The sequence below is a fragment of the Sagittula sp. genome (genome assembly GCF_052825245.1).
Window position 1 is genome coordinate 1 of sequence record NZ_JBRBWD010000042.1, and the last position, 26,657, is coordinate 26,657.

23 protein-coding genes are annotated in these 26,657 nt (G+C 67.8%); 9 read left to right on the top strand and 14 right to left on the bottom strand.

The window, feature by feature from the left end:
- Nucleotides 1–32: 32 nt before the first annotated feature.
- Together ACU0DV_RS18340 and ACU0DV_RS18345 are read right to left on the bottom strand one after the other, a co-directional pair.
- Nucleotides 33–1,406, bottom strand: a complete 1,374-nt coding sequence (locus ACU0DV_RS18340; protein WP_446241431.1) for an L-serine ammonia-lyase — start codon at nucleotides 1,404–1,406, stop codon at nucleotides 33–35.
- Complete coding sequence (locus ACU0DV_RS18345) at nucleotides 1,406–2,113, bottom strand: glutathione S-transferase family protein (RefSeq protein ID WP_446241432.1); 708 nt, start codon at nucleotides 2,111–2,113, stop codon at nucleotides 1,406–1,408. The genes ACU0DV_RS18340 and ACU0DV_RS18345 overlap by 1 nt, the downstream gene beginning before the upstream one ends.
- Nucleotides 2,114–2,306: 193 nt before the next feature.
- Here ACU0DV_RS18345 and ACU0DV_RS18350 point away from each other — a divergent pair, with 193 nt between their 5' ends.
- Nucleotides 2,307–2,852, top strand: a complete 546-nt coding sequence (locus ACU0DV_RS18350) for a fasciclin domain-containing protein (protein WP_446241433.1) — start codon at nucleotides 2,307–2,309, stop codon at nucleotides 2,850–2,852.
- Nucleotides 2,853–3,051: 199 nt separating this feature from the next.
- The gene (msrB, locus tag ACU0DV_RS18355) at nucleotides 3,052–3,510 is read left to right on the top strand and encodes a peptide-methionine (R)-S-oxide reductase MsrB (protein ID WP_100930113.1); all 459 of its coding nucleotides are present in this window, start codon (nucleotides 3,052–3,054) and stop codon (nucleotides 3,508–3,510) included.
- A 100-nt stretch (nucleotides 3,511–3,610) separates the two neighbouring features.
- Here the strand turns inward: msrB and ACU0DV_RS18360 are convergent, their stop codons facing one another.
- The 6 genes from ACU0DV_RS18360 to ACU0DV_RS18385 form a co-directional block, all read right to left on the bottom strand.
- Nucleotides 3,611–4,237: a J domain-containing protein gene (locus ACU0DV_RS18360; protein WP_100930114.1), complete on the bottom strand. Its 627-nt coding sequence runs from the start codon at nucleotides 4,235–4,237 to the stop codon at nucleotides 3,611–3,613.
- Between the two features lie 171 nt (nucleotides 4,238–4,408).
- Nucleotides 4,409–4,879 (bottom strand): DUF4177 domain-containing protein, encoded by a 471-nt coding sequence (locus tag ACU0DV_RS18365; protein WP_446241434.1) that lies wholly within the window; start codon nucleotides 4,877–4,879, stop codon nucleotides 4,409–4,411.
- 474 nt (nucleotides 4,880–5,353) lie between these two features.
- A complete protein-coding gene (locus ACU0DV_RS18370) occupies nucleotides 5,354–5,491 on the bottom strand; it encodes a hypothetical protein (protein ID WP_157815039.1) in 138 nt (45 codons plus the stop codon).
- Complete coding sequence (locus ACU0DV_RS18375) at nucleotides 5,478–5,717, bottom strand: hypothetical protein (RefSeq protein ID WP_100930116.1); 240 nt, start codon at nucleotides 5,715–5,717, stop codon at nucleotides 5,478–5,480. Before ACU0DV_RS18375 ends, ACU0DV_RS18370 begins: the two co-directional genes overlap by 14 nt.
- Nucleotides 5,718–5,756: 39 nt before the next feature.
- Nucleotides 5,757–7,271: an Asp-tRNA(Asn)/Glu-tRNA(Gln) amidotransferase subunit GatB gene (gatB, locus tag ACU0DV_RS18380; RefSeq protein WP_100930117.1), complete on the bottom strand. Its 1,515-nt coding sequence runs from the start codon at nucleotides 7,269–7,271 to the stop codon at nucleotides 5,757–5,759.
- A gap of 237 nt (nucleotides 7,272–7,508) precedes the next feature.
- Nucleotides 7,509–8,711, bottom strand: a complete 1,203-nt coding sequence (locus ACU0DV_RS18385) for a hypothetical protein (RefSeq protein ID WP_446241435.1) — start codon at nucleotides 8,709–8,711, stop codon at nucleotides 7,509–7,511.
- Nucleotides 8,712–9,103: 392 nt separating this feature from the next.
- Here ACU0DV_RS18385 and ACU0DV_RS18390 point away from each other — a divergent pair, with 392 nt between their 5' ends.
- Complete coding sequence (locus ACU0DV_RS18390) at nucleotides 9,104–9,895, top strand: transglycosylase SLT domain-containing protein (protein WP_370311937.1); 792 nt, start codon at nucleotides 9,104–9,106, stop codon at nucleotides 9,893–9,895.
- A gap of 81 nt (nucleotides 9,896–9,976) precedes the next feature.
- On the opposite strand, the gene ACU0DV_RS18395 is transcribed toward ACU0DV_RS18390, so the two are convergent.
- From ACU0DV_RS18395 to pepN, 4 genes are all read right to left on the bottom strand, one after another.
- Complete coding sequence (locus ACU0DV_RS18395) at nucleotides 9,977–10,840, bottom strand: lysophospholipid acyltransferase family protein (protein WP_100930120.1); 864 nt, start codon at nucleotides 10,838–10,840, stop codon at nucleotides 9,977–9,979.
- 177 nt (nucleotides 10,841–11,017) lie between these two features.
- Nucleotides 11,018–11,467 carry a hypothetical protein gene (locus tag ACU0DV_RS18400; protein ID WP_446241436.1) on the bottom strand — a complete coding sequence of 150 codons (450 nt, stop codon included), beginning with the start codon at nucleotides 11,465–11,467 and terminating at the stop codon, nucleotides 11,018–11,020.
- Nucleotides 11,464–12,207 carry an SDR family oxidoreductase gene (locus tag ACU0DV_RS18405; RefSeq protein WP_446241437.1) on the bottom strand — a complete coding sequence of 248 codons (744 nt, stop codon included), beginning with the start codon at nucleotides 12,205–12,207 and terminating at the stop codon, nucleotides 11,464–11,466. Before ACU0DV_RS18405 ends, ACU0DV_RS18400 begins: the two co-directional genes overlap by 4 nt.
- A 273-nt stretch (nucleotides 12,208–12,480) precedes the next feature.
- Nucleotides 12,481–15,033, bottom strand: a complete 2,553-nt coding sequence (pepN, locus tag ACU0DV_RS18410) for an aminopeptidase N (RefSeq protein ID WP_446269807.1) — start codon at nucleotides 15,031–15,033, stop codon at nucleotides 12,481–12,483.
- 174 nt (nucleotides 15,034–15,207) lie between these two features.
- Between pepN and ACU0DV_RS18415 the strand changes: the two genes are divergently transcribed.
- Both ACU0DV_RS18415 and ACU0DV_RS18420 read left to right on the top strand, forming a co-directional pair.
- Nucleotides 15,208–15,360: a hypothetical protein gene (locus tag ACU0DV_RS18415; RefSeq protein WP_157815040.1), complete on the top strand. Its 153-nt coding sequence runs from the start codon at nucleotides 15,208–15,210 to the stop codon at nucleotides 15,358–15,360.
- 64 nt (nucleotides 15,361–15,424) lie between these two features.
- On the top strand, nucleotides 15,425–15,577 hold the full coding sequence (locus ACU0DV_RS18420; protein WP_446241520.1) for a DUF2256 domain-containing protein: 153 nt from the start codon (nucleotides 15,425–15,427) through the stop codon (nucleotides 15,575–15,577).
- A gap of 382 nt (nucleotides 15,578–15,959) precedes the next feature.
- Here ACU0DV_RS18420 and ACU0DV_RS18425 read toward each other — a convergent pair whose 3' ends face one another.
- Both ACU0DV_RS18425 and ACU0DV_RS18430 read right to left on the bottom strand, forming a co-directional pair.
- Entirely contained in the window at nucleotides 15,960–19,718 is a 3,759-nt protein-coding gene (locus ACU0DV_RS18425) for an efflux RND transporter permease subunit (RefSeq protein WP_446241519.1), read from the bottom strand.
- On the bottom strand, nucleotides 19,715–21,661 hold the full coding sequence (locus ACU0DV_RS18430; RefSeq protein WP_446241518.1) for an efflux RND transporter periplasmic adaptor subunit: 1,947 nt from the start codon (nucleotides 21,659–21,661) through the stop codon (nucleotides 19,715–19,717). The genes ACU0DV_RS18425 and ACU0DV_RS18430 overlap by 4 nt, the downstream gene beginning before the upstream one ends.
- 379 nt (nucleotides 21,662–22,040) lie before the next feature.
- On the opposite strand from ACU0DV_RS18430, the gene ACU0DV_RS18435 reads away from it, so the two are divergent.
- The 4 genes from ACU0DV_RS18435 to ACU0DV_RS18450 all read left to right on the top strand — a co-directional run bounded on the left by ACU0DV_RS18435 (nucleotide 22,041) and on the right by ACU0DV_RS18450 (nucleotide 26,642).
- Nucleotides 22,041–22,697, top strand: coding sequence for a tetratricopeptide repeat protein (locus ACU0DV_RS18435; RefSeq protein ID WP_446241517.1), 657 nt, complete (start codon nucleotides 22,041–22,043; stop codon nucleotides 22,695–22,697).
- Between the two features lie 118 nt (nucleotides 22,698–22,815).
- Nucleotides 22,816–24,141, top strand: a complete 1,326-nt coding sequence (locus tag ACU0DV_RS18440; RefSeq protein ID WP_446241516.1) for an outer membrane protein assembly factor BamB family protein — start codon at nucleotides 22,816–22,818, stop codon at nucleotides 24,139–24,141.
- Between the two features lie 139 nt (nucleotides 24,142–24,280).
- A complete protein-coding gene (der, locus tag ACU0DV_RS18445) occupies nucleotides 24,281–25,747 on the top strand; it encodes a ribosome biogenesis GTPase Der (protein ID WP_446241515.1) in 1,467 nt (488 codons plus the stop codon).
- Nucleotides 25,748–26,081: 334 nt separating this feature from the next.
- Nucleotides 26,082–26,642 carry an ATP-binding protein gene (locus ACU0DV_RS18450; protein WP_446241514.1) on the top strand — a complete coding sequence of 187 codons (561 nt, stop codon included), beginning with the start codon at nucleotides 26,082–26,084 and terminating at the stop codon, nucleotides 26,640–26,642.
- The last annotated feature ends 15 nt before the right edge of the window (nucleotides 26,643–26,657 follow it).

Genomic DNA, 26,657 nt, shown 5'->3' on the forward strand with positions numbered 1-26,657 from the left:
CGGATCGCCTTGCGCCAGCAAGGCGAAACGTCTCAGCAGTTCGGCACGTTGACCGCCAGACCTCCGAGCGAGGTTTCCTTGTACTTCTCGTGCATGTCCTGGCCGGTCTGGCGCATGGTCTCGATCACCGCGTCCAGCGGCACGAGGTGCGTGCCGTCGCCGCGGATGGCGAGCGACGCGGCCGAGACCGCCTTGATCGCGCCGAGGCCGTTGCGTTCGATGCAGGGCACCTGCACCAGCCCCTTCACCGGATCGCAGGTCATGCCGAGGTGGTGCTCCAACGCGATCTCGGCGGCGTTCTCGATCTGCGCGGGCGTGCCGCCCATCACCGCGGCGAGGCCGGCGGCGGCCATGGCGGCGGCGCTGCCGACCTCTGCCTGGCAGCCCGCCTCGGCGCCGGAGATCGAGGCGTTGTATTTCACCAGCCCGCCGATGGCGGCGGCGGTCAGCAGGAAGTCGGGGATGCGGGCGCGGGTCGCGCCCGGCACGTGGTCCAGCCAGTAGCGGATCACCGCGGGCACCACGCCTGCCGCGCCGTTCGTCGGCGCCGTCACAACCTGTCCACCGGCGGCGTTCTGTTCGTTCACCGCCATGGCGTAGACGCTCATCCAGTCGTTGCAGACGTGCGGGGCCGACTGGTTCATGCCGCGTTCCGCCACCAGTTGTTCGTGGATGCGCCGCGCGCGCCGCTTCACGCCCAGTCCGCCGGGCAGGATGCCTTCACCCTCCATGCCGAGGTCGATGCAGCGGTTCATCACCTCCCAGATCCGCGCGAGCCCCCGGTCGAGGTTGTCGGCCCCGCCGCGCGAGATCTCGTTGGCGCGCTTCATCTCGGCGATGGTCTTGCCGGAGCGGTCCGCCATCTCCATCATCTCTGCGGCGGATTTGAACGGGTAGGGCACCGGCGGGCCGTTGTCGGTGTCCTTGCCGGCGGCCAGCTCGTCGGCGGTCAGGACGAAGCCGCCGCCCACGGAGTAGTAGGTCTCCTGCAGGATCACGTCGCCCTGTTTGTCCAGCGCCTCGATCACCATGCCGTTGGCGTGGCCGGGCAGCGCGGCGCCGAAGTCGAACCGCAGGTCATGTCCCATGTCGAAGCGCATCTCGGGCAGCCCCTCGGGCGCCACGGTGCCGGTTTCGCGGATGCGGGCCAGCGCGGCCTCGGCAGCCTCGTGGTCGTAGGTCTGCGGCGCGAACCCGGCAAGGCCCAGCACCGTCGCGCGGTCGGTGGCGTGGCCCACGCCAGTGAAGGCGAGCGAGCCGTAGAGGTGCGCCTTCAGCCCGTGCGCGCGGAACGGCGCCTGCCGCAGCCGGTCGAGGAAGCGCGCACCCGCCACCATCGGCCCCATCGTGTGGGAGGACGACGGGCCGACCCCTACCTTGAACATGTCGAACACGGACAGGAACATCAGAGCGCACTCCCTTCTGGTGGCTGTGCGGGACGCGGATTGCTGAGCGGGGTCGGTCCCAACCCCTCGGCCAGGGCGGCCTTCTGTACAGACGGGCGGGTTTCCACCCTTTCCGCCAGCGCATTTAGCGCCGGGTAAGTGGCGAGCCGGAACCAGCCGGTGTCGCCATGCGGGTAAAGCGCGCACCAGCGCAGCAGGACCGCGACATAGATCGCAAGCGCATCGGGCGGCGCCTCCGGGTCGCGCCCGCCGATCACCCCGTCCAGCAGCGCCAGCGCGCGGGCCAGGGTCATGCCCGTCCCGTCCGCGCCGCGCAGGGTGGCCAGCAGCGCCGCCTGCGCCTGCGGGTCCGGCCCCACGTATTTCTCCGGGTAGAAGGTCATCCGCAGCCCGGTGTGCACGGTGTTCGACACGAAGACCAGCCATTTCAGGACATCGCCGCGCCCGGCGTCTTCGGACGCGGGGGCCAGCCGCCCGTGCCGGTCCGCCAGCCACAACAGGATCGCCGCCGTCTCGAAAAGCGTGCCGTCCGGCGTCTCCAGCGCGGGGATCAGGCCCGCGGGGTTCACCCGCCGGTACTCTGCGCTCTCCTGCGCGCGGGCCGCGCGGTCGACCAGCCGCGTGACATAGGGCACGCCAAGCTCTTCCAGCGCCAACCGGACGATCAGCGAGGCATTGTCGGGGGCATAGTGCAGCACGTAACTCATGCGCCTTACCTAGCCCGCCCGCGCAGAAGCGCCCGCATGAAAAGCGTCATCCGGGGGCGTAAATGCGGTGCTGCGCCTCACGCCGCCGTGATGCACCGTGACCCGGTCGTGTGAAACTCTGCCGCCGCGTCATCGTGGCTGGAGGTGAGCGCGGCCCGGGACGGTGCCGCTCCGGAACACAGGGAGACCACAAATGAAGACCTTTGCAGCCACCGCCATCCTCGCCCTCATGACCACGCCGGCCCTTGCCGCCGACGTGCCTACGGTCGGGGGCGCGCCGATGTATCCGGACAAGACCATCGTCGAGAACGCGGTAAACTCGCCGATCCACACCACGCTGGTCGCGGCGGTCAAGCAGGCGGGCCTCGTGGACACGCTCAATTCCGAAGGGCCCTTCACCGTCTTCGCGCCGACCGACAAGGCGTTCGGCATGGTCTCCGACGAGAGCCTGCAGCAACTGATGATGCCCCAGCACAAGGAACAGCTCGGTCAGATCCTCGCCTGCCACGTGGTCGCCGCCAACGCCATGTCCGATGCCCTCATGGGCATGATCGCGGATGACGGCGGCATGCACCCGGTGCCGACCGTGGGCGGCTGCACGCTCCAGGCGAAGATGAGCGGCAACAACATCGTCCTGACGGACGAGAACGGCCGCGAGGCCACCGTGACCCTCGCCGATGTCCGCCAGTCCAACGGCGTCATCCACGTGATCGACCGCGTCCTGCTGCCGAGGCAGTAAGCGGTCCCTCGAATGGGGTGGGGGTCCTCCCGCCCCGTCGAAAGGGCGCGCACCAAGCGCGGGGCCACCAGACCCTGGGCTTTGCTCCCGCCTCGCGCAGACGTGCGCGCCCTGACCTTGCCCGACACCGGGATGATGCGCATCCTTTCGGGCACAACCTTTCCCACGCCGACACACACCAGACAGGAGGAGGCACATCATGAACCGCAGAACCTTCATCGCCGCCGCCGCCGCGCTCGGTTTCGGCGCCCGCGCCGCCGAGGCCGCCAGCTTCGAAGTCAACCGGAGCGAGGCCGAGTGGCGCGCCATGCTCAGCGAGATCGAGTACAAGGTCATGCGCCGCGAAGGCACGGAACGGGCCTACACTTCGCCGCTGAACGACGAGAAGCGCGCAGGCACCTTCCTGTGCAAGGGCTGCGACCTGCCGCTCTACTCCTCGAAGACCAAGTTCGACAGCGGCACCGGCTGGCCGTCCTTCTACGAGGCGCTGCCCAATGCCATCGAGACGAAGCCCGACCGCGCGCTCTTCATGGTGCGCACCGAGTGCCACTGCCGCCGCTGCGGTTCGCACCTCGGGCATATCTTCGACGACGGCCCGCCGCCGACCGGCAAGCGGCACTGCATCAACGGCGTGTCGCTGACCTTCCAGCCGGCCTGACCTGCCGCAACGATCCCCCGAACGTAAAAGGCCCGGGTCGCTTCACGCACCATGCGTGAAATGACCCGGGCCAATTTCGTGTTTGGGGAAGGGCGCGCCCTTACTTGAAGTTGCGCGATTCCTTGATCTGGTCCCACGCCCAGACGACTTCCTGCAGCTGCTCTTCCTGGGAGCGGTCGCCGCCGTTCATGTCCGGGTGCAGCACCTTGATCAGCTTCTTGTAGACCTTGCGGAGCTCCGCCTTGGTCAGCGTGTCCTCGGCCTCCAGGATCTCCAGCGCGCGGCGTTCGGTCGGCGGCAGCTTGCGCCCGCCACCGGCCTTCTTGCGGCCCGGGTTGCGCGTCGCCTTGTCGCCCAGCACCTGGTGCGGGTCCTCGATGCCCAGCCGGGCCCAGGCCTTCGCCTCCGGATCGCGCCAGTCCTTGGTCTTGCGTTCCCACACCTTGTCGGACGAGGCCTGCGCGTTCATCTCGGCTTCGGTCTTGCCCTCGAAGAAGGACCACTGTGCGTTGTATTCGCGGACGTGGTCCTTGCAGAACCAGTAGAAGTCGTCCAGCACATCGGGGGCTTTGGGTGCGCGGAACTTGCCCGGTTCCTCGCAGCCGTCATGATCGCAGACGCGCTGCGATGTCTCGGATTCGCCGGTCATGCCCTTCCGGCCGCGCGGGTTCTTCTTCTTCGCGGACCTGACGGACATGTCGAAACCGAAGGGATCGGGTCTGCTCATCTCTCACCTCATCTCGACTCGGACGCCAGATTTTAGACATTTGTCGTCCGGAGAACAGGGGGCAGCCGGAAAAAATGTCGCGACCCGCGGGATGCTGCCCGTGCCTCCTGCCGTCCCATCCGGCAGGTCCGGCGGGCGCTGCGCAATCGCGTGGCAGCGCGGGAACGGAGGTCAGGCCGACCCCTCGGGAGAGGAGCCGCCGTCCATCGGGCCGGTCAGCGCCGTGCGCAGCGCCACGTCCGCCGCATCGCGCGGACCGACCGGCGTGCGCGGGGGGCGGGCCGGCGGGGCAGGCGGCTCTGCCTCGGGATCTGCGTGCGTGTCCTCCACCCGCCATAGTTGCGGCGCAGAGACCGTGACGCTGGCGGTCTGCGGTGGCTCCAGCAGGCGCGGCTGGAAGACGCTCGCATCCGCCGCGCGCGGCCTGCGGAACACCAGAAGGTTGCGCCAGACCGTCTCCGCCCCCGTCAGCCCGGCGCGCTCGGTTGCGGGCAGGGTGTCGGTGCGCTGGTACTCCCAGCCCCGCGCGGCCATGTCGTTCAGCACACGTTCGACGGCGGCGGCAAAGCGCGCCTCCGCACTGGCGCCCTTCAGCTTCTCGCCCTTCTCCGGGGCCGGGACGATCCGGTATTCGTACCTCATGTCGGGCAGAGTATCAGCCCAACAGGGCGAGTGAAGCGAAAACCTGCCCCCTTTAGGCGCCGCATACGGTCCGCACATGCCCCGTGCCGCAACCGTGGCCACACGCAAAAAGGGGCCGGTCTCACGACCTGGCCCCTGTCAGCTCTGAACAAACGGATCAAATCCCCCGCTGCCAATCTTTTGCGTGTCGCCCCGACCAATCCTGGGACTGCCTCGGGGTGAACTACCCTTCGGTACAGGGAAGATAACGCAAACATCACGGGTTTGTCAGTCAGGGAATCCTTACGTAGCGGAATTTGAATGCGAGAAAGGGCGCCTGCGCGCAATGATCTTGCCGCGATGGGCGGCCGGGCATTGCGAATACGGCATGACTTTGCTGTCCCCCAAGTTCGGAAGACCCACGATCGGACAAACGATTTGAGGGAGTCAGAAGGTGGCCAAGGGACCACCGCGCGGCGCCTTGCGGCGCTGCAGTCACTTCGTGGGGCGCTTTTCGGCGCGGGCTTCCTCGAGGCGGCGTTCAAGCACCTTGCCCTCGTGCCGCATCCACAGGACGCCGAGGGAACACCCGCCCAGAAGCACCAGCGGCATCCAGAATTCATAGGCTGTCATCGGCAGACTCCTTGTGCAGTCTTCCCAACATATAGTGCGAAAGCGCGTGAAATGCCAGTGCAATGACCGCCCACCACAACGAGGACAGCTCCAGCGAGAGCGCCGTGTCGGTCGCCGGACGCAGCACCGCAAAGCCCAGAAGCCCCAGCGCGATGGCGTTCAGCGACGTCGCGACCAGCTTGATCCGTTCGTTGTAGACCAGAAGCTCGTCGCGCAGCCGTTTCATCCCGAGGTTCCCCCGCCGGATCGCATCACCGGTGCCGCGTCACTGCGCCAGCTTCTGCGCGACGATCTCGTTGACCGCCTTGGGGTTGGCCTTGCCGCCGGTCGCCTTCATCACCTGGCCCACGAACCAGCCCGCGAGCTTGGGGTTCTGCTTGGCCTTCTCCACCTGCGCGGGGTTGGCGGCGATGATCTCGTCCACCGCCGTCTCGATCGCGCCGGTGTCGGTGACCTGCTTCATGCCGCGCTCTTCGACGATCTTCTCCGGGTCGCCGCCCTCGGTATAGACGATCTCGAAAAGGTCCTTGGCGATCTTGCCGGAAATCGCGTCCGACTTGATCAGCTTGATGATCGCCGCCAGCTGGCCGGGCGCCACCGGGCTGTCGGTGATGTCGCGGTCGTCTTTCTTCAGGCGGCCGAAAAGCTCGTTGATGACCCAGTTGGCCGACAGCTTGCCGTCGCCCGCCTCCGTCACGACCTGCTCGAAATAGGCGGCGTTCACCGTCTCGGCGGTCAGCACGTTGGCGTCATACTCCGTCAGGCCGAAATCGCCCATGAAGCGCGCCTTCTTCTCGTCCGGCAGTTCCGGCAGCGAGGCGGCGATGTCGTCGACCCAGGCCTGCTCGATCTCCAGAGGCATCAGGTCGGGGCAGGGGAAGTAGCGGTAATCGTGCGCCTCTTCCTTCGACCGCATGGAGCGTGTCTCGTTCTTGTCCGGATCGTAGAGCCGCGTCTCCTGGTCGACCTTGCCGCCGCCCTCGACGATGGCGATCTGGCGGCGCGCCTCGTATTCGATGGCCGCCTGGATGAACCGCATGGAGTTCATGTTCTTGATCTCGCAGCGCGTGCCGAGGTGGCCGAAGTCCTGCGTCTCCTGGTACTTCTCGTAGGCGCCGGGCAGGCAGATCGACACGTTCACGTCGGCCCGCAGGTTGCCGTTCTGCATGTTGCCGTCGCAGGTGCCGAGGTAGCGCAGGATCTGGCGCAGCTTGGCGATGTAGGCGGCGGCCTCTTCCGGCCCGCGGATGTCGGGGCGCGAGACAATCTCCATCAGCGCGACGCCCGTGCGGTTGAGGTCGACGAAGGACATGTTCGGGTCCATGTCGTGGATCGACTTGCCGGCGTCCTGTTCGACGTGGATGCGCTCGATCCGCACCTTGCGGGCGATCCCCGGCTCCATGTCCACGAGGATCTCGCCTTCGCCCACCAGCGGGTGATAGAGCTGCGAAATCTGGTAGCCCTGCGGCAGGTCGGGGTAGAAGTAGTTCTTGCGGTCGAAGGCAGAGACGAGGTTGATCTGCGCCTTCAGGCCAAGGCCCGTGCGCACCGCCTGCTCGATGCAGTATTCGTTGATGACCGGCAGCATCCCCGGCATGGCCGCGTCCACGAAGGACACGTTTGAGTTCGGCTCTGCCCCGAACTGGGTCGAGGCACCGGAGAACAGCTTGGCCTTGGACGCGACCTGCGCGTGCACTTCCATCCCGATGACCAGTTCCCAGTCGTGCTTCGCCCCGGCGATCACCTTGGGTTTCGGGGTCTCGTAGGTCAGATCCAGCATGTCGGGGCCTCGCGATGCTCAAGAATGGGTTGCGGTCTAGAACACCGGGCGGGGCGGAGCAAGGCCCCGGCGCCGGACCGCCCGCGCATCATGGCGCGGGGCCGCGCGCTGCGCCAGCCGGAACCCGCCGGGCGAGGGGCTCTTGCGCTGCATCTGCGCAAAATCCGGCCTGTCCGGTCTCCGGTCACGGCACACGCCTGCGGAGGCAGCAAATCCGCGGCCAATTGGCTACGGCCCTCAATCCCCCTTCAGCATCCGCACGCCGTCCGGCGTGAAGACGAGGCGTCGGCCCACGTCCAGCGCCGGGGCGTAATATTCGGCCATGGTGGAAATCGCCCGCACCCGGCCGCGGCGGACGGTGTCCTGCGAATCCTCCGGCGGCATGGGGCGACCGGGGGAGGGGGCGTTGGCCCAGATCTCCGGGTGCAGTTCGCGCAGGTAGTCCTGTGTGATCCAGCCGAAGGCATCGGCAAGGCGACGGCGGGCAGAGCCCGGGTCGGACGGGCCGCCCAGCGTCAGCCCGGTGAAGGCGGCCATCCGGTTGGCCATGTCCTGCGTCGGATGGCGTTGCAATATGTCGTGCAACCCTTCGGTGAAGATCTCGGCATCGACCCGGCGCAGCGCGCCCGCGTCACGCTCCAGCGCGCCGATATAGACCCATGTGTAGCCCGCCATGCCCCAGATGTCGCAGGTCTGGCCGATCACGCGGCGGGCCTGGATGTCGAGCATTTCCCAGCTGCCGAAGCGGCGCGGGCGCAGGTCGTGTCCCAGCGCCATCATGTGGGCGGGCACCTCCGGCGCCAGTTCGACGAGGTCCTCGTAATCGTCGGCGACACGGGCGGCGGGCGCCGGGTCCGCCTCCAGCACGGCGCAGCGCAGCGCGGCCCAGTAGGACGATCCCGCCTCGAACGCGTCGTGACGGTCGGCGAGCGCGCGCGCCTCTCCCATGTGCCAGGCATAGGCGGCGCGGCGCTGTGCCGAAAGCTGTGCCGGGGCGGAAGCGCCGCGCCACGAGAGCGCCACGTCCACATGCGCCAGCGCCGCCAGCCCGTCGAGCGGAGGGCCCGCGTCCTCATCCTCCAGAGCCGCGCGGAAGGCGGCGAGGATTGCGCGTGCCGTCTTCGGCTCTCCGCGGCGGACCAGTTCGCGGGCGGCCTGCACCACGTCCGACCGCGCCCCCTGCGCCAGCAGCAGCGCCACCGGGAACAACCCGTCGGTCAGTTGCCCGCCCCGGTCGGCGGCGGCGATCAGTTCGGCCAGCTCGTCCCAGGCCTCCTGCCGCGCAAGGTGGCGGCCCCGTGCGATGTGGTCGGCCCGCTGCGCCGCGTCAGGGCCGGGTGCGCGCACCGCGATCTCCACCCGAGGGCGCAGCGGCGGCAGCGTGGCCGTGCCAAGGCGGGCGCGCAGGGCTCTCTGGTCGGCATAGCGGTTCGGGCGCATGGTGAGGACGGTTCCGGGCAGGCAGCAGCAGGATGCAGGCCCCCAGTCTGTCGGCGCATGTGGGCCAAAAGACGGCGGCTTCGCGGAACCGCCCCGACCTATATCCGACGTTTTTCGGAACGTCTGCCTGCGGCCGCCGCATTGGTTACCCGACCGTTAACAATCCCCGTCCCGGGCCATGCCGTCCGCAAAACGGTGCGATCTTCATCAGCGCCTTCGCGGGTGCGGCAATCCTGCGCAATTTTGCATCATTTGGCGGTATTGCGAATCCGGATCGTTTCCGGCAGGGTGCCGCGGTCATGTTGCGTGCTGCTGCCCTTATCACGCTCATCGGGACATCGTCGGTCTGGACCGCTGCGGATGCCAATCCGTTGCTGTCACAGGTCGGGCCCGTGCCAACCGTAGCTGCCCCCGAGCAGGCGGTGATGGCATCGGTGCGCCCGAAACAGCGTCGCCTCGCCGTCCCGGATGCAAGATGGGACACCAAACCCGGTCGCAAAAGCTGGACACTCGCCGTCCTCAAGGGATTGCGGAGCCACGCCCACGCGCTCCCCGATATTGTGCCGAGGGATATCGCTTCGTACTGCCCGGCGTATCCGACCGCAAGCCGCGAACAGCGCGAAGCCTTCTGGGTCGGGCTGATTTCTTCGCTGGCGTGGCACGAAAGCACACATCGCCCCACCGCGGTGGGCGGCGGCGGCCGCTGGTACGGTCTGACGCAGATCCTGCCCGACACCGCACGTCGCTATCAGTGCAAGGCAAAGAGCGGATCGGCCCTCAAGGACCCGGAGGACAACCTCTCCTGCGCGCTGCGAATCATGGCCGTGACGGTCAAGCGCGACAAGGTGGTCAGCGCGGGCATGCGCGGCGTCGCCGCCGACTGGGGCCCGTTCCACTCCTCGCGCAAGCGCAGCGACATCATGGACTGGACCCGCAGCCAGAGCTACTGCCAAGGCATCGCCCGCTCGCTGCGCCCCGTCGCGCGGCCCGACGAACTCCAGCAGCAGTGGGAGACCGAGCGCATGCGCACGATCCTCGCCTCGTTCGAGAACGTCCGCCCGGAGGCCCGCCCGATCTCCGTCTTCGCCCGCGCCCTGAAGGACGCGCTGCCGCCGGTGGAAACCCTGCGGGAGGCGATGGACAACCCGGTCCGGATGCTCATCAGCACCCAGTCCGAAGGCTGATCGCCGCAAGCCGCCAGACATCCGGAAAACAAAAAGGCCCGCCAGAGTGCGGGCCTTTCGCTTGTCAGATGTGCAAAGCCTTCAGGCCTTCAGCCAGCTCGGCCGCCGCGTCGCGTCCAGAAGGCTCACCGCAGGTGCCTTCGGCCCGCCCAGCGACAAGGTCGCCCGGCGCAGGATCTCGATGCCTTCCTCGCTCTTCGCCGGCAGCGCAGAAGGAGAGATCGGCTCGCCCACGGTGATGCGGAACGGCTGGCGCGCCTTGTTCAGCGTCTCGTGGAACAGGGAAATGTCGCGCAGCGTCGGGTGCAGCAGGTCGAACAGGTAGAACATCACCGAGTTGCGCGCGCGGATGTTCACCGGGATCACCGGCAGGTCCAGCTTGCGCGCGATCATCGCCGCGCTCGCCATCCAGGGCCTCTCGTGCAGCGACAGGCCGCGCCGCTTGGCCAGCCGGCCCGAGGGGAAGATCACGCCGAGCCGGCCGTCTTCCACCGCGCGGCGGCAATAGGCCATGGTCTCGCGCGTCTTGGCATGCGACCGCTTCTCCTGCCGCCATTCCACCGGGCAGACGATGTCGTCGAGCTGCGGCAGGACGCGCACCACGTCCTTGTTGGCAAAGAAATAGGTGTCGGGCCGGATCGTCCCCAGCGCATTGTAGAGGATCACACCATCGGCCAGCCCGGTAGGGTGGTTCGACACGATCAGCGCCGGTCCGTGGCGGGGGATATTGTCGAGGCCGGAGATCTCCACGTCCTTGGCGATCAGGCTGCCCAGCAGGCGGAAACCGTCCTGCGCCGTCATGTGGTCGAGCTGACCGGCCACCTCCAGCGTGTGGTCATATGTCAGCAGCCGTTCGAGGACGGCGCGGGCAGCGGCAACGAAAGAATTCTGCCGCGAGAACCATGGCGCGCGTTCCTCGATCAGGGGGTCGATACGGTCTTTCATTCGTCAGCCATGATCACAAGTTGTTAAAGTTTCCATGACAGACAGGGGCGCAGCTGTCCAGACGACAGTGCACCGCTGCGTCATGGCGGTTAACAGCCGCCGGCGGGGACAGTCCGACCGGCGCTCCGGAATACGTCCTGCTATACATAACGCACCGGACGTGCAGGGAAAGGGCGGCTAACGGTCCGGGCGCAGGCCGAAATGGTGACGCTCCGTCGTGACGTTACGTCGCCTCAGCGCCTCCTCCAGCGCGGGCGGCTTCGGCAGGCAGTCCTGCGGCAGGGTGATGCGGCGTCCGTCGTCGGTGACGAGCCGGGCGCGCACCGACAGGTCCAGCCGGGTCTCGAAGCGTGCGGTCCGGATGCGCTCCAGCGCGATCTCCCCCTCGCTGCCGCCCGACCGCCAGGCCAGCGTCCGGTCGTCCAGCCGGAGCCCGGCCTGCCGGTCGCGGGCAAAGTCGAGCGCGGCGGGCAGGGTGACCAGCATCAGCAGCGCCACGATCCAGCCCGCGGCCTCCAGCACCAGCCAGAGCGTCAGGATCGCCAGCCACACGAGGATCAGCACCAGCGCCGCCCAAGGCGTCCGCCCCGAGGCGCGATGTTCCAGAACCGGCAGGGGTCCGGTCACCGCCCCCCGGCCACGTCGAGGATCGTGCGGGTGACATAGGAGGCGCGTTCCGACAGCAGCCAGAGGACCGCCTCGGCCACCTCGTCGGCGGTGCCGGGGCGGCCCATGGGCGGCGTCTTCCCCAGCTTCTCCAGCCGGTCGGGCACACCGCCCTTGGCGTGGATGGCGGTCTCGATCAGGCCGGGCCGGATGGCGTTGACCCGGATGCCCTCCGGCGCCAGCTCGTCCGCAAGCCCCAGCGTGAAGGTGTCGATGGCGCCCTTGCTCGCGGCGTAATCGATGTACTGGTTGGCCGACCCCAGCCGCGCCGCCGCAGACGAGATGTTGACGATACTGCCGCCCTTGCCCCAGGCCCGCATCAGGCCCACCGCCTGCCGCGCCACTTCGATGGCGCCCAGGACGTTGACGGCAAAGACCTTCTCCACCCGCTCCGGCGTCAGGTCCGTGATCGTGCCGGTCTGCGCCACGATGCCTGCGTTGTTCACCAGTCCGACCCGCCCCGGCTTCATCCCCGAAATGGTGTCGAACATCTTCTGGACGGCCTTCGGTTTCGAGACATCGGCCTGCAACAGGTAGGCCTGCGCCCCCATGCTCTCCACCACAGAGGCAGTGTCCTCGGCGCCCGCCTTGTCCTGCCCGTAATGCACCACGATGCGCGGCCAGCCGTTGAACGCGGCGTTGCGTGCCGTGGCAGCCCCGATCCCGGCAGAGGCACCGGTGACGATCAGCACCCCGCTCACGACGCACGTCCCGTCATGAAATTCCCGAAATCTCTGTTGCTGCTCATGGACCCCATTCTCCCGTCTGACCGGCGCGCAAGGCTAGACCCGGCCGTCCCACATCTGCAAGGCGCGCCCGGCCCGAAGGCCCCGGCGCGCGCGCCATTGCCAAGCGAATATGCTTCATCTTGGCCCAAATACCTTGGGGGTGTGGGGGCAAGGCCCCCACCGGATCGCTGCCGCAGGCAGCGAAACGCCCCGAATGGCCGAAGGCTCCGGCCGGACGCCCCGCCCTCAGGCGCCGAGAATACGGCTCACCATCTCGTCCACGTCGCGGCTCAGCTTCGGCTTCGACCGGATACGCTCCAGCTCCGCCCGGATCATCTCCTGCCGCCCGGCATCGTAGCGCCGCCAGGTCTGGAAGGCCGAACACATCCGCGCCGTGGTCTGCGGGTTCACGTCGTCGAGCCGGATCAGCCAGTCCGCCAGCAGGCGATAGCCCGCACCGTCCACCGAATGGAAACCGGCATGGTGCATCATCATTGCCCCCATGACGGCCCGGAAACGGTTGGGGTTCTTCCAGTCGAAAGCCGGATGCGCGGTCAGCGCCTCGGTCCGGGGCACCACCTTCTCCGGCGTGGTGGCCGCGATCTGCAGGCCGAACCACTTGTCCATCACCAGCCGGTCGCCCTGCCACTGGTCGTGGAAGGCCTCCAGCGCCGCATCGTCCCGGCCCGCGCGGATCAGGTTCGACAGGGCCGAAAGCTGCAGGGTCATGTTGTCGGCGCGGCCAAACTGCGCCTCCGCCGCGGCCCCGCCGTCGAGCCGGGTCTGCAGCGACAGCACCGCCGCGCCAAGCGCCCGGCGGGCCGACTGTTCGGCGTCGGCGCTGTAGGGGGCGGTGACCTCCGCCTCCGCGGCGAGGCGCGGCAGGAGGTCGGTCCAGCGCTCCGCCTTGACCTGCGCCAGCGTCTCGGCGGCCTGCCAGATGGCGTCGGGGTCGGGAACGTGCCCGCGGTCGGCCAGCACCTGCGCCAGCTCCGACTGGGAGGGCGTGCCCATCATCAGCGCCCGGTAGGCGGGGTCGAGGGTTTCGTCGCGAAGCACCGCCTCCAGCCCGTCGATATAGGCCATGTCGGGCGTCGCGCCGGTCAGGACCATGTCCACCAGCGTCTCGCGGGCAAGCTGCCGGCCGGCGTCCCAGCGGGTGAAGGTGTCGGTATCGTGGGCCAGGAGGAACGCCTGCTCGTCGCGGCCTGCCTCCCGGTCCAGCACCACGGGGGCGGAGAATCCGCGGAGCAGGGAGGGCACAGGTTTCGCCGCGAAACCACTGAAATTAAAGGTTTGTTCAGACTGGTTAAACTCGAGGAGCGTCGTCGGCAGCACCTCGTCGCCGTTGGGATTCAGCAGCCCCACGGCCATCGGGATCACCTGCGGCGCCTTCTCGGGCTGGCCCGGGGTGGGCGGGGTCTCTTGCCGGAAGGTCAGCGAATAGGTGCCGTCCGCAAAGGATTCGGACACCGACACGCGCGGCGTGCCCGCCTGACTGTACCAGCGCTTGAACTGGGCAAGGTCGCGGCCCGTCGCATCCTCGAAGACCTTCAGCCAGTCCTCGATCGTGCAGGCCTGCCCGTCGTGGCGGTCGAAGTAGAGGTCGAGCGCCCTGGCATAGGCCTCGTCCCCCACGAGACGCTTGAGCATGCCGATCACCTCGGCACCCTTCTCGTAGACCGTGGCGGTGTAGAAGTTGTTGATCTCCTGAAAGCTTTCCGGGCGGACGGGGTGCGACAGCGGGCCCTGGTCCTCGGGGAACTGGCGGCCGCGCAGGTCGATCACGTCGGAGATCCGCTTGACCGGCTCCGACCGCATGTCGGAGGTGAACTGCGCGTCGCGGAAGACCGTCAGGCCCTCCTTCAGGCAAAGCTGGAACCAGTCGCGGCAGGTGATGCGGTTGCCGGTCCAGTTGTGGAAATACTCGTGCGCGATGATCGCCTCGACCCGTTCGAAGTTCGCGTCGGTCGAGGTCTCCGGCGAGGCCAGCACGCAGGAGGAGTTGAAGACGTTCAGGCCCTTGTTCTCCATCGCGCCCATGTTGAAGTCGTCGACGGCCACGATGTTGAAGATATCAAGGTCGTATTCACGTCCGTAAACGTCCTCGTCCCACTTCATCGACTTCTTCAGCGCCTCCATCCCGAAGGCGCACTTGTCCTCGTCGCCGGGGCGGACCCAGATGTTCAGCTCCACCTCCTTGCCGGACATGGTGGTGAAGGCGCCCGGAAAGTTCACGAGGTCGCCGGCCACCAGTGCAAAGAGGTAGGCGGGCTTCGGCCAGGGATCGTGCCATTCGGCAAAGCCCTCTCCCGCTTCCTGCGGGTTGCCGTTCGACAGCTTTACCTTCTCGTCGCCCTCGATCCGGACGGTGAAGGTCGACATCACGTCGGGGCGGTCGGGGTAGTAGGTGATCTTGCGGAACCCCTCCGCCTCGCACTGGGTGCAGTACATGCCGTTCGACATGTAAAGCCCTTCGAGCGCGGTGTTGCCTTTCGGGTCGATTTCCACCTCCGCTTCCCAGAGGAAGGCGCCGGAGGGGACGGTGACGGTCAGGCCCTCGTCGGTCACATCGGGGGTGACGGGTGCGCCGTCGATCTTCGCGCCGATCAGTTTCAGCATCTCGCCGTGCAGGAAGAAGTCCTGCGCCGGGGCGTCGGGGTTGGGGGCAAAACGGATCTTCGACAGCACGCGGGTGCTGTTCGGCGCCAGACGGAAGGTGAGGTGCACGCTTTCGACGTGCCAGCCGAACGGGGTGTAGTCCTTGAGATAGATGGTCTGGGGGGCTTCGGCCTTCATCGCGGTGCTCCTTCTGGTCGTGCCCGATGGAACCCGGGCGGCTGCCCGAGTGTTATTCCTGTAACCGACGAGCGGCAACCGCGCCGCAGTTGCAAATGGAAAGAGGTTGATATGTCCGCCCCAGAGACGAACATTCACAAACAAGAGAAACGCCACGCAGGCCCGCTGACGGGAATGCGCGTACTTCTGATCGTTGTCGGCATCATGCTGCTGGGCTGGGTTGGCTGGGTCGTGATCCAGGGCCAGGACCCGCAGGGCGCCGAGACCCAGATCGAGGTCGTGCCGGGCGTCGGTGCCGAAGAGGTGCCGGGACCCGCTGCCGATTGATCCTCGCGCAATCGTGTTTCAGAACGCGTCCGGTTTCCGGGCGCGTTTTTCGTATGTGAGGACGATGGCAAAGGCTGTGAAGAAACGCGATCTGCCTGTGAAGACCTGCGCCACCTGCGGGCGGCCGTTCACGTGGCGCAAGAAGTGGGCGAAGGTCTGGGACGAGGTCCGCTATTGTTCGGAACGGTGCAGGCGGGAGCGGTCCGAAAAGCGGTAGGCCGTTAAGGGAGCGGTTTGCCCTTCCGGGCACGATAGTCTTTATTTTCCATCGCTTTAATTGAATAAGCGGCGATTGGTCCTTTAACCTGACAGCACACGTCCTTCACCAGTTGTTAGCGCTTTTTGTGCACCCTCCGGAAACATTCCATCGGAATGCAGAAAGGAGGAAAAATGTCCGAAAACACCTATCGCGTGCTGACTGTCGGTCTGATGGTCCTGACGATTGTCGTCATGGTCCTGATAGGCCGATAAAAGCAGTCCCCGGGATGCGGCAACATCCCGGGGACACTTAGAAAGCAGGTGTTTGTCCGAAACAAACCTATCGCTACACCCAATTACCTTTTCCTTGCGAAAAAATCAAGATCGGCAGCGTTCCATGGTTACTCCGCCGCGCGCAGCGGAAGGTCGAGCTGCGGGTCGTCGGTCGACGGTTCGGCGGGCGGGGCAGGGCGGCCGATCTCTTCCCACAGGATCTCCGGCGCCTTGATGCGTCTTGCCTCGCGGGCGAGGGCCCAGTCGCGGGCGATGCGGCTGCCGCGGCCGAAGGACAGGCGGGCGAGCAACTGGGCGAACCACTTGACGTAGGTCGTGAACCAGACGCGGATCGCCAGCATCGAGGGGGTGAAGACCAGCGTCAGCACCGTCGCGATGCCAAGCCCGAAGACCACTGCCGTCGCGAGGTTCTTCCACCAGAGCGCGGTGGGGCTGTCGATGGAGTAGCCGCCCGCGAAGAAGTCGAGGCTGAGGCCGAACATCATCGGCGCGAGGCCCGCCATCGTCGTGATGGTGGTCAGCAGCACCGGGCGGATGCGGTCCTCGGCGGTGCGGGTGATCGCTTCCAGCCGCGGCATGTAGCGCGCGTATTCCTGGTAGGTGTCGATCAGCACGATGTTGTTGTTCACCACGATCCCGGCGAGTGCCACGATCCCGGTGCCGGTCATGATGATCGAGAAGAACTGCCCCATGATGATCATGCCCCAGAGCACACCCGCGACCGACATCACGACGGCCAGCAGCACCAGCACGGAGTTGTAGAAGCTGTTGAACTGCGCCAGCAGGATGATGAACATCAGCCCCAGCGCGCCCGCGAAGGCGGATTGCAGGAAGGCCTGGGATTCCGCCTGATCCTCCTGGTCGCCGGTCCATTCCCAGTCGATGCCAACGGGGAGCGGGCGGGTGTCGAGCCACTCGGTCATCAGGGCGATGCGCTCGTTGGCGGTGATCGGCTGGGCGGTCAGGTCGCCCTCGCGCAGCGCCGTGCCGAGCTCTTCGGGCGAGGTGCCAGTGTCGAGCGACAGGACCTCGTAGCGGCGGTCTTCGAAGCCGGTGACGGTGGCGTGACCGGGTTTTGCCTCTGCCCCGTCGACAAGCTGGCGGAGGGTGGCGCCGGCCTCGGGCACCTTGAAGAGGTTCGGGCTGACGTCGGCCTTCAGGTCGAAGTAGCGCTTCTGGTCGATGCGGTTGATCTCGGCCAGTTTCTCGACCGGCGTGCGGGTGATGAAGTTCGAGAGCGGCACGAGGCCGTCGGCGGTGCGCACCTTCAGCGTGTCGAGGGTCGACAGGACGCGGTATTCCTCCGGCAGGCGGACGCGGATGTCGATTTCCTCGTCGGAGCTTTCGACCCGCATGGTGTCGAGCAGGATGCCGCGGGTGACAAGCTGGACCATGGCGCCCACGGTGGCGACGTCGGCGCCATAGAGGCCAGCTTTCTCCACGTCGACGTCGATCTGCCAGTCGATGCCGGGCAGGGGGCGCGTGTCCTCGATCAGGGTCAGGCCGGGGGTGTCCTCGAACCGGGCGCGGGCAGTGGCGACGGCGGCCAGCAGGTCCTCCCAGTTGTCGCCCTTGAGCCGCAGGTGCAAGGGCTTGCCGGAGGCGGGGCCGCGGGCCTGGGCCAGGATCTCGATCTCCGTGCCGGGGATCTGTTCCAGCTTGGCGGTCAGGTCCTCGATGATGACGTCGCCGTCGAGCTGGTCGAGGGTGATGTCCTCCGGATGGGCGGCGGCATAGGCCGGGCGGTCCTCCCACGGGATGGTTTCGAGCTGGACCTGCCCGATGGTGTCCTTGGGGGCCTCGGCGCCGCCGGTGTTGTTGTTCAGCCCGCCGTCCCCGGCGAAGGCGAAGGCGTTCTTGATGCCGGGGTGGTTCAGCACGATCTCCTCGGCCCGCTTCACGATGGCGTCCTTCTCGGTCAGGCTGAGGTTGCCCCGGGCGCGGACGTAGACGATGGCCTGTTCCGGCTCGCTCTCGACGAAGAACTCCACCCCGTTGTTGTGGGTGCCGAAGTAGCTGAAGGTGAACATCACGAAACCCACCACCGCGCCGACGGTGACGATGGGCATGATCGGGTTGCCGGAGATGAAGTTGATGAAGTGGCCGAAGAGCGTGCGGCGGTAACGGCCGTCGACGCGCTTGGGTTTGCGGCGCGGCGCGGCGGCGTCCATCACCACCGAGGAAATGACCGAGAAGATCATGAAAACCACGACGCCGGGCAGGCGGGCGGCAAAGCCCGTGGCCTCCGTCGGGCCGAGGTAGTCGGGGTTCAGCACCATCATCGCGCCGACGAACAGCCCGAACAGCGCCACCGGCACCAGCGCCGCGCGCAACCACCAGGGCGCGGCGGCGCGCAGGGCGTTGCCCATCCGGCCGACGTTGCGCGACCAGCGGCCCGAGACGCCGCCCATCACCGGCAGGTAGACCAGCGCCACCACGAGCGACGCGGACAGCACGAAGATCAGCGTGACGGGTAGCATCCCCATGAATTCGCCCGCGACGCCGGGCCAGAACAGCATCGGCAGGAAGGCGCAGAGCGTCGTCGCGGTCGAGGAGACGACCGGCCAGAACATGCGGTGCGCGGCCTCCACATAGGCGTGCATCGGGCCGGAGCCTTCCTCGATACGCTTGTCGGCGTATTCGACGACCACGATCGCGCCGTCCACCAGCATCCCCACGGCAAGGATCAGACCGAACATCACGATGTTGGAGATCGACACGCCCATCAGCGCCAGCAGCAGGAAGCACAAGAGGAAGGAGGTCGGGATCGCGAAGCCCACCAGCAGCGCGGGCCGGAGGCCCAGCGAGGCGAGGACCACGATCATCACCAGCGCGATGGCGGTCAGCACCGACCCTTCGAGCTGGCTGACCATGGAGGCCACCTGCCGCGACTGGTCGTTCGACGCGCCGATATCGAGGATCGCCTGAAGCTCAGGCGGCCATGCCTTCTGCGCCTCGTCGATCACCGCGCGCACCTCGTTGGCGGTGTCGATGATGTTGAACCCCTTGCGCTTGACCACCTGCAGGGCGACCGTCGTCTCGCCGTTGAAGCGGGCGGTGCCCTTGCGGTCCTCGAAGGTCAGGCGGATGTCGGTCAGCTCGCCCAGCGTCACGGTGCGCTGGCCGTTGGTCTTGACCGGCAGGTTGTAGATGTCCTGGCTCTCCTCGAAGGAGGCGGGGATCTTGATGGCAAAGGTGCCCTGATCGGTCTCCACCTCGCCCGCGGCGATCAGCTGGTTGTTGTTCTGGACCGTCGCGATCAGTTCGCCCGCGGTGACGTTGTAGCTTTCGAGCCGGAGCGGGTCGATCACCACCTCCACCATCTCGTCGCGGTTGCCGGCGATCCCAGCCTCCAGCACGGAATCGAGCCCCTCGACGCGGTCCTGCAGGTCCTTGGCGACCTTGGTCAGCGTGCGCTCCGGCACCGGGCCGGTCAGGTTGACGATCAGGATGGGGAATTCGGAGAAGTTGATCTCGTTGATCGAATAGTCCTCGGCGCCATCGGGGAACTGCCCTTCGGCGTTGTTCATGGCGTCGCGGACATCGGCCAGCGTCTTGGTCTTGTCCCAGCCGAACTCGAATTCCAGCGCCACGCCCGCATAGCCTTCGGAGGCGGTGCCGGTCATGGTCTTCAGCCCGTCGAGGTCGGACAGCTCCGTCTCCATCGGCTTGACCAGCAGCTTTTCGCTGTCAGCGGCCGAGATGCCGGGGAAGGGGACAGAGACGAAAAGCGCCGGGATCTCGATGTCCGGTTCGCCCTCCTTGGGGAGGCTGACGTAAGCGTATCCGCCCACGGCAAGGGACAGGACGATGAAGGCGATGACCATCCGGGCGCGCGCGGCGGCCCAGTCGATGATTCCGGTCATTGGATCACTTCCTCGAAGCTGGGCACCACGGGGACGCCGTCGGTGACGTATTCCTGTCCGAGGACGATCACGTCCACGGTGTCCGGCAGGCCGGTGACCCAGACGCCGTCGCGGGTGTCGCGCAGGATGGTTACGGGGATGAACTTCGCAGTCTCATCCTCGGTCACGGTGCGCACGCCGAGCGCGCCCTCGTCGTCGAGCGTGAGGGTCGACTGTGCGACGAGGTGGCCCTTGGCGCCTTCGGCCTCGATCAGGATGTCGGCGGTCTGGCCGTCGCGGATGGTCAGGTCGGGGTTGGCGACCTCCAGTTCCACGCGGAAGGTGCGGGTGGCCGGATCGGCGGAGCGGGAGACGAAGGCGACGATGCCCGCGACCTCGCGCCCGTCGGCAAGGCGCGCCCCGGCCTGCGCGCCGAGGTCGATGCGCGAGACGGAGGTTTCCGGCACGTAGGCCACGATCTTCACCGGGTCGAGCTGGATGACCGTCGCGCAGGCGGAGCCGGGCTGCATCAGTGCGCCCAGTTCGGCGGTGTCGGTTTCCAGCAGGCCCGCGAAGGGGGCGGTGATCGACAGGCGGTCGATGTCCTTCTGCGCGGCGGCCACGGCGGCCTCGGCGGACTGGATGGCCGAGAGGGCGCTTTCCTCGCCGGTCCTGGCGGACTGGATCCCGGCCTGCGCGCCTTCGAGCTGGCTGTTGGCGGAGATCACGGCGGCCTTCGCGCCCTCGACGTTCGAGAGCGCGGTGGAGACGCGGGCGCGGGCGCCCTCGACCTGGCTCTGCGCGGTCTGGACCCCGGCCTTGGCGTTCTCGATCTGGGTCCGGGCGGCGATCACCCCGGCCTCGGCGTTGCGGATGCCGGAGCGGGCAGCCTGCACCGCGGCGCGGGCGGCCTCGATGTTGCTGCGCGCGGTCTCGACCCCGGCGTGGGCGCCTTCGAGGCCGGAACGGGCGGCCTGGATGCCGGAGGCGGCGGCCTTCAGCCCGGCCTGCGCGGTCTGGACGGAGGCCTTGGCGGTCTCGTAGGCGGCTTCGGCGGAGGCGAGGCGGGTCTGGGCGGCGAAGCCATCCTTGGCGAGCGAGCTGGCGGCGGTCAGGTTGATCTCCGCCTCGCGGACCTGAGCCTCGGCCTGCCGGACGCGGGCCTCGGCCTCGGGGACACGGGATTCGGCCTCTTCCAGCGCGGCTTCGGCGGCGGGGACGGCGGCTTCGGCCTCCCTCAGGCGGGCCTCCGCGGCGGGGACGGCGGCCTCGGCCTCTGCCAGGCGGGATTCGGCTTCGGGGACGCGGGCCTTGGCCTCTTCGAGACGGGCCTCGACCTCCGGCACGCGGGCCTCGGCCTCCTTCTGCGATGCCTCGGCCGCGGGGATGCCGGCGCGCGCTTCGAGGAGGGCTGCTTCGGCGGCGGGGACGGCGGCCTCGGCCTCCGTGATGCGGGCGCGGGCGGCGGGGATCTGGGCCTCTGCCTCTGCCAGGCGGGCGCGGGCCTCGGGCACCATGGCCTTTGCCTCCGCCAGACGGGCGCGCGCCTCCATCAGCGTGACCTCGCGGGTGCCGGGGTCGAGTTCGCACAGAAGCTGGCCCTCCTCAACGAGGGCACCCTTGCGCAGCGGCGTGGAGATCACCTTGCCCGCGGTTTCGGCGCGGACCTCGACCTGGCGCAGGGCCTGCGTCTCGCCGCGGAGCTGCACGGCGCTGTCGATTTCCTGCGCGACGGAGCGGTTGGCCATCACCCGGACGGCGTTTTCAGGGGTCTCGCGCGCCTCCATGGCGCTTTCGACGGGGGCCGCTTCGGGGGCGGGGGCCGGATCGGTGGCGGCCTCGGCGCGCTCCTCGGCAGAGGGCGACAGCCGCGCGGTCCAGGAAAGCAGCGCATCGCGTTTCAGGACCACGCCGTAGAGGACGGCCGCGACAAGGATCGCCGTGATGATGGACACAATTCGCATGCTTCGTTTCCCGTCGTCCTGAGGCGCCGCAATCCCGGCGATGTCACACTTCTTACGGTCTCTACCGAGAGGCGGACCAATCGCCCTGGCAAATGGTGAACCGTTTGGTTCAGTTTCTTAGGGTGCCGTAACGGCGTCTTCAAGACGGAGTGATCGCCGGAGCCCCTTTATAGGTGTATTTTTCACGATTTCCTGTCAGCAACTGGCAAGAGTGTCACGTTTCCACGCCGGTTCTCCTTCGGCCTGTCCTGCGCGACGTGATGGCGGGGGTGTTGGCAAGGCCGGGGGCAGCCTGTAAGAGGGGCCAAAATCAGGCCCGCGCGCGGGTTTGCGACGGGTCGGCCCTCGGGGCGCCCTGGGCACATTTGGGGGGACGCAGGTGAGCGACACCGACAGTTTCATCGACGAGGTGACCGAAGAGGTCAAACGCGACCGGCTGTTCGCGATGATGAAGCGCTATGGCTGGATCGCGGTGGTGATCGTGCTGCTGCTGGTCGGCGGCACCGCCTGGCGCGAATACCAGATCTCGAGCCGGGAGTCGGCGGCGCAAGCCTTTGGCGACAGCGTGCTGGACGCCATGGACGCAAACGACGCTGCGGCGCAGGCCGCCGCCCTGGAAGAGCTGTCTTCGGACACACCCTCGGCGCGCGCCGTACTGGAAATGCTGACCGCCGATGCGGAGCAGTCCGCCGGCGAGAAAGCGGCGGCGGTCGAGCGTCTGCAGGCCGTGGCCGCGGACGCGGAGGTCCCCAACATCTACCGCCAGATCGCCAGCTACAAGGCAATGACGCTGGGCGCGGAGGTGCTGTCGGTCGAGGAGCGGCGCGCCGGGCTCGAGGCGCTGGCCGTGCCGGGGCAACCGCTGCGCCTGCTGGCCGAAGAGCAGCTCGCGCTGGTCGAGGTCGAGACGGGTGAGCGGGAAGCCGCCCTCACGCGGCTTCAGGGGATGCTCGACGATTCCGAGATCACCGCGGGCTTGCGTCGCAGGGCAAGTCAGTTGATTGTGGCTCTGGGCGGCGACCTGCCGGAGAGCTGACGCCCCCGCGCCGCCGGATCGGCCTGATGCGGCGGCGGACTTGGGACGGGAAGACGGGCCCGGGACGGTGGCACATTGAAGGCCACGCGGGTCCGGCGGGCAGAATGAGGACGAAACGATGCGGCGCAAGGCTATTCTTCTGACCACGCTGGGTGTGCTGGCTCTGGCCGGCTGCGAGGAGAAGGACCCGGTGCTGGCCGGTGAACGCCTCAACGTGCGCGACGTGCTGGAGACCCGGGCCGGCGCCGACGAGGCACCGCAGCCGGTGAGCCGCGCGTTCTCCACCCCGCAGATGGTCAACAACGCCAGCTGGACGCAGAGCCCGGTGTCGCCGTCGGTGCGCACCACGAACGCCGCGCTGTCGAGCGCGCCGCAGCCGCTGTTCTCCACGCCGATCGGCACGGGTGACAGCCGCCGGATGCGGCTGGACGCGGAGCCGGTGGTGGCCGACGGGCGGATCTTCACGATGGACGCGCGCAGCGTGGTGAAGGCCATCGGCCTGAACGGCGAAACCCTGTGGTCCACCGACCTGACGCCCGCGCGCGAGAAGACCGCGCTTGGCGAGGGCGGCGGTCTGGCAGTGGGCGGCGGGCGTCTTTATGTCACGACCTCTTACGGCGAACTGGTGGGGCTGGACCCGGCGACGGGCGCGACGCTCTGGACGCAGGGGTTCGGCAACACCTCGACCGGCGCGCCGAGCTATGCCGACGGGCTGGTCTACGCGGTGTCCGGCGACACGACCGCCTGGGCGGTGGAGGCCACGGACGGCAAGGTGCGCTGGCAGATCGACGGGCAGGGCGACGTGAGCAACGTTGCGGGCGGCCCGGCACCGGCCTTCGGCGACCAGCACGTGGTCTTTTCCTACGGGTCCGGCACGGTGCAGGGCGCCTTCCGGCAGGGCGGCCTGCGGCTCTGGAGTTCCGAACTGCTGGGGCGGCGTCCGGGTGTGACGCTGGCGGGCTTCGACGACGTGACCGGTGATCCGGTGATCTCGGGCGACACGGTCTATGCGGGCAACCATTCGGGCCGCGTGGCGGCGATGTCGGTCTACACCGGCGAACGGATCTGGGAGGCGCCCTATGGCGCCGAGGGGCCGATGTGGCCCGCCGGGGATTCGGTGTTCTTCGTCTCCGATCTCAACCAGCTTGTCCGCCTCGATGCGGCGACGGGGCAGGAGATCTGGACCACGGATCTGCCGGGCTACGTCCCGCGCCGCAAGCCGAACAAGCGTCGCGACCGGGCCTATGCCAACATGGGGCCGATCATGGCGGGCGGACGGCTGATCGTTGCCGGGTCGGACGGGCTGATACGGGCCTTCAACCCGGCGGACGGTGCGCTGGTCCAGACCATCGACGTGCCGGGCGGTGCGACGACGCGGCCGATTGTGGCCGGGGGCACGCTTTATGTCGTCTCCAAGAAGGGCGTGCTGCACGCCTATCGGTGATCGCCGGACGGGCCGCGCGGGGTGATCCCGGGGCGGCCAGACAGGCGTGGATGCCCCGTGCCGACCAGTGCGGTCCGCGGGGCCTTTCGCAGGCGCGGAAAATGCGTTACATGCGCGATCTGATCCGCGGAGCCTTTGCATGTCCTTCTCCCTCGCCATCGTCGGGCGCCCCAATGTGGGCAAGTCGACCCTGTTCAACCGTCTCGTCGGCAAGCGGCTGGCGCTGGTCGACGACCAGCCGGGGGTGACCCGCGACCTGCGGGAGGGCGAGGCGAAGCTGGGCGACCTGCGGTTCACCGTGATCGACACGGCGGGCCTTGAGAACGCCAACGACGATTCCCTTCCGGCACGGATGCGGCGCCTGACCGAGCGGGCAGTGGACATGGCGGATGTCTGCCTGTTCCTGATCGACGCGCGGGCGGGTCTGCTGCCGGACGATCACGTCTTTGCCGAGATCCTGCGCAAGCGTGCCAAGCACGTCATCCTCGCGGCCAACAAGGCCGAGGGCTCTGCCGCCGACGCCGGTGTGTTCGAGGCCTTCGAGCTGGGTCTGGGCGAGCCGATCCGCCTGTCGGCGGAGCACGGCGAGGGGATGCCGGAGCTTTACTCGGTGCTGGCGCCGCTGGCGGACGGGTACGAGGAGGAGCGCGCCGACGACGCGCCGGAGGTGGATGTCGCCGTCTCCGAAGACGACGAGGACGACGACAGCGTGCCGGTGCCGACCCGCGCGCGGCCCCTGCAGATCGCCGTTGTGGGGCGCCCGAACGCGGGCAAGTCGACGCTGATCAACCAGATCATCGGCGAGGACCGGCTGCTGACCGGGCCCGAGGCGGGGATCACCCGCGACGCCATCTCTCTGACCCACGAGTGGGGCGGTGTGCCGATGCGGATCTTCGACACCGCGGGCATGCGCCGCCGGGCGAAGGTGCAGGAGAAGCTGGAGAAGCTGTCGGTCTCTGACGGCATCCGGGCGGTGAAGTTCGCCGAGGTGGTGGTCGTGCTGCTGGATGCGGCCATCCCGTTCGAGACGCAGGACCTGAAGATCGCCGACCTTGCGGAGCGCGAGGGGCGTGCCGTGGTCGTGGCGGTCAACAAGTGGGACATCGAGGGCGAGAAGCAGGAAAAGCTGAAGTGGCTGCGCGAGCAGTTCGAGCACGTCCTGCCGCAGCTTCGCGGCGCGCCGCTGGTGACGGTCTCGGCCCGGACGGGCAAGGGGCTGGACAAGCTGCAGGAAGCGGTGATGAAGGCCTACACGGTCTGGAATAGCCGCGTGTCGACCGGGCAGCTCAACCGCTGGCTCGAGGGCATGATCTCGCGCCATCCGCCCCCGGCGCCGCAGGGCCGCCGGATCAAGCTGCGCTACATGACGCAGGCGAAGACCCGGCCGCCGGGCTTCGTGGTGATGTGCTCGCATCCCGACAAGCTGCCGGAGAGCTATTCGCGCTACCTGGTGAACGGACTGCGCGAGGACTTCGACATGCCGGGCACGCCGATCCGTCTGCACATGCGCGGGCAGGGCGACAAGAACCCCTACAAGGGCCGCCGGACGAAGAACGCGGGGGCGCTGAAGAAGCACCTCGGGTCGCTCCAGAAGAAGAAGGACTGATCCTGTGGAATGGGCGCCCGTTGGGCGCCCATGCTGTTTGCCTCACCGCCCGCCTTCGGCGGTCGGCTCGGGTTGGCGGGTGTCCGTGTGGGGGCGATACCGTTGACTGTGGAAGGCCGCGCAAACCGGAGTGCCGGACGCTGCGCGTCTGACGTGGTGACTGACGTTTTCCCGACGCGATGCGTGACCTTGCGTTTTCACTGCAGTTGAAAGGTGCGGCTGTTCCAGGCCGGGCGTGCGCGGCGGCTCTCCCAAGGGGCCGGTCTCGGGACATTGCAGCCGTTTCGGTGCGGCGCTATAGAACGGCCCTTCGCCAGCCCGGAGGATGACCGTCATGCCAAAGCTGTATCTGCTGGGGGCCTCGTGTTCCGGCGTGTCGACACTGGGCGCGGTTCTGGCTGAACGACTCGACGTCCCGCAGATCGACGTCGACGATTACTACTGGATGCCGACCGATCCGCCGTTCAGCGTCAAACGCGATCCCGAAGAGCGCGTCCGTTTGATCGGCGCGCGCCAAGAGATCGCCGAGGGCTGGGTGCTGACTGGCTCATTCATGGGGTGGGGCGATGCGCTTGTCGAAGAGGTCGATCTGATCGTCTTTATCCATACTCCGACACCGATACGCCTCGAGCGCCTCGACCGGCGCGAGGCACAGCGCCATGGCGCGCGCATTCTGCCGGGCGGCGACATGCACCCATCCCATCTTGCGTTCCGGGACTGGGCGTCCCGGTACGACGATCCATCGTTTTCCGGGCGCAACCTTGTGCAGCACGAGCGATGGCTGGAGGCGCAAGGCGCGCCGGTTCTTCGCCTCGATGGTCAGCGCCCGGCCGGGGAGCTCGCAACGCAGGTCCTGGAGGCGTTTCCCCATCCAACTGACCGGCGCAATCACTGAGCTGAGGCGCGGACT

Bases quoted from the DNA above. Each gene is read 5' to 3' on its own strand.
- ACU0DV_RS18340 (WP_446241431.1), bottom strand. From the start codon at position 1,406: ATGTTCCTGTCCGTGTTCGACATGTTCAAGGTAGGGGTCGGCCCGTCG.
- ACU0DV_RS18345 (WP_446241432.1), bottom strand. From the start codon at position 2,113: ATGAGTTACGTGCTGCACTATGCCCCCGACAATGCCTCGCTGATCGTC.
- ACU0DV_RS18350 (WP_446241433.1), top strand. From the start codon at position 2,307: ATGAAGACCTTTGCAGCCACCGCCATCCTCGCCCTCATGACCACGCCG.
- msrB (WP_100930113.1), top strand. From the start codon at position 3,052: ATGAACCGCAGAACCTTCATCGCCGCCGCCGCCGCGCTCGGTTTCGGC.
- ACU0DV_RS18360 (WP_100930114.1), bottom strand. From the start codon at position 4,237: ATGAGCAGACCCGATCCCTTCGGTTTCGACATGTCCGTCAGGTCCGCG.
- ACU0DV_RS18365 (WP_446241434.1), bottom strand. From the start codon at position 4,879: ATGAGGTACGAATACCGGATCGTCCCGGCCCCGGAGAAGGGCGAGAAG.
- ACU0DV_RS18370 (WP_157815039.1), bottom strand. From the start codon at position 5,491: ATGACAGCCTATGAATTCTGGATGCCGCTGGTGCTTCTGGGCGGGTGT.
- ACU0DV_RS18375 (WP_100930116.1), bottom strand. From the start codon at position 5,717: ATGAAACGGCTGCGCGACGAGCTTCTGGTCTACAACGAACGGATCAAG.
- gatB (WP_100930117.1), bottom strand. From the start codon at position 7,271: ATGCTGGATCTGACCTACGAGACCCCGAAACCCAAGGTGATCGCCGGG.
- ACU0DV_RS18385 (WP_446241435.1), bottom strand. From the start codon at position 8,711: ATGCGCCCGAACCGCTATGCCGACCAGAGAGCCCTGCGCGCCCGCCTT.
- ACU0DV_RS18395 (WP_100930120.1), bottom strand. From the start codon at position 10,840: ATGAAAGACCGTATCGACCCCCTGATCGAGGAACGCGCGCCATGGTTC.
- pepN (WP_446269807.1), bottom strand. From the start codon at position 15,033: ATGAAGGCCGAAGCCCCCCAGACCATCTATCTCAAGGACTACACCCCG.
- ACU0DV_RS18415 (WP_157815040.1), top strand. From the start codon at position 15,208: ATGCGCGTACTTCTGATCGTTGTCGGCATCATGCTGCTGGGCTGGGTT.
- ACU0DV_RS18420 (WP_446241520.1), top strand. From the start codon at position 15,425: ATGGCAAAGGCTGTGAAGAAACGCGATCTGCCTGTGAAGACCTGCGCC.
- ACU0DV_RS18425 (WP_446241519.1), bottom strand. From the start codon at position 19,718: ATGACCGGAATCATCGACTGGGCCGCCGCGCGCGCCCGGATGGTCATC.
- ACU0DV_RS18430 (WP_446241518.1), bottom strand. From the start codon at position 21,661: ATGCGAATTGTGTCCATCATCACGGCGATCCTTGTCGCGGCCGTCCTC.
- ACU0DV_RS18440 (WP_446241516.1), top strand. From the start codon at position 22,816: ATGCGGCGCAAGGCTATTCTTCTGACCACGCTGGGTGTGCTGGCTCTG.
- der (WP_446241515.1), top strand. From the start codon at position 24,281: ATGTCCTTCTCCCTCGCCATCGTCGGGCGCCCCAATGTGGGCAAGTCG.
- ACU0DV_RS18450 (WP_446241514.1), top strand. From the start codon at position 26,082: ATGCCAAAGCTGTATCTGCTGGGGGCCTCGTGTTCCGGCGTGTCGACA.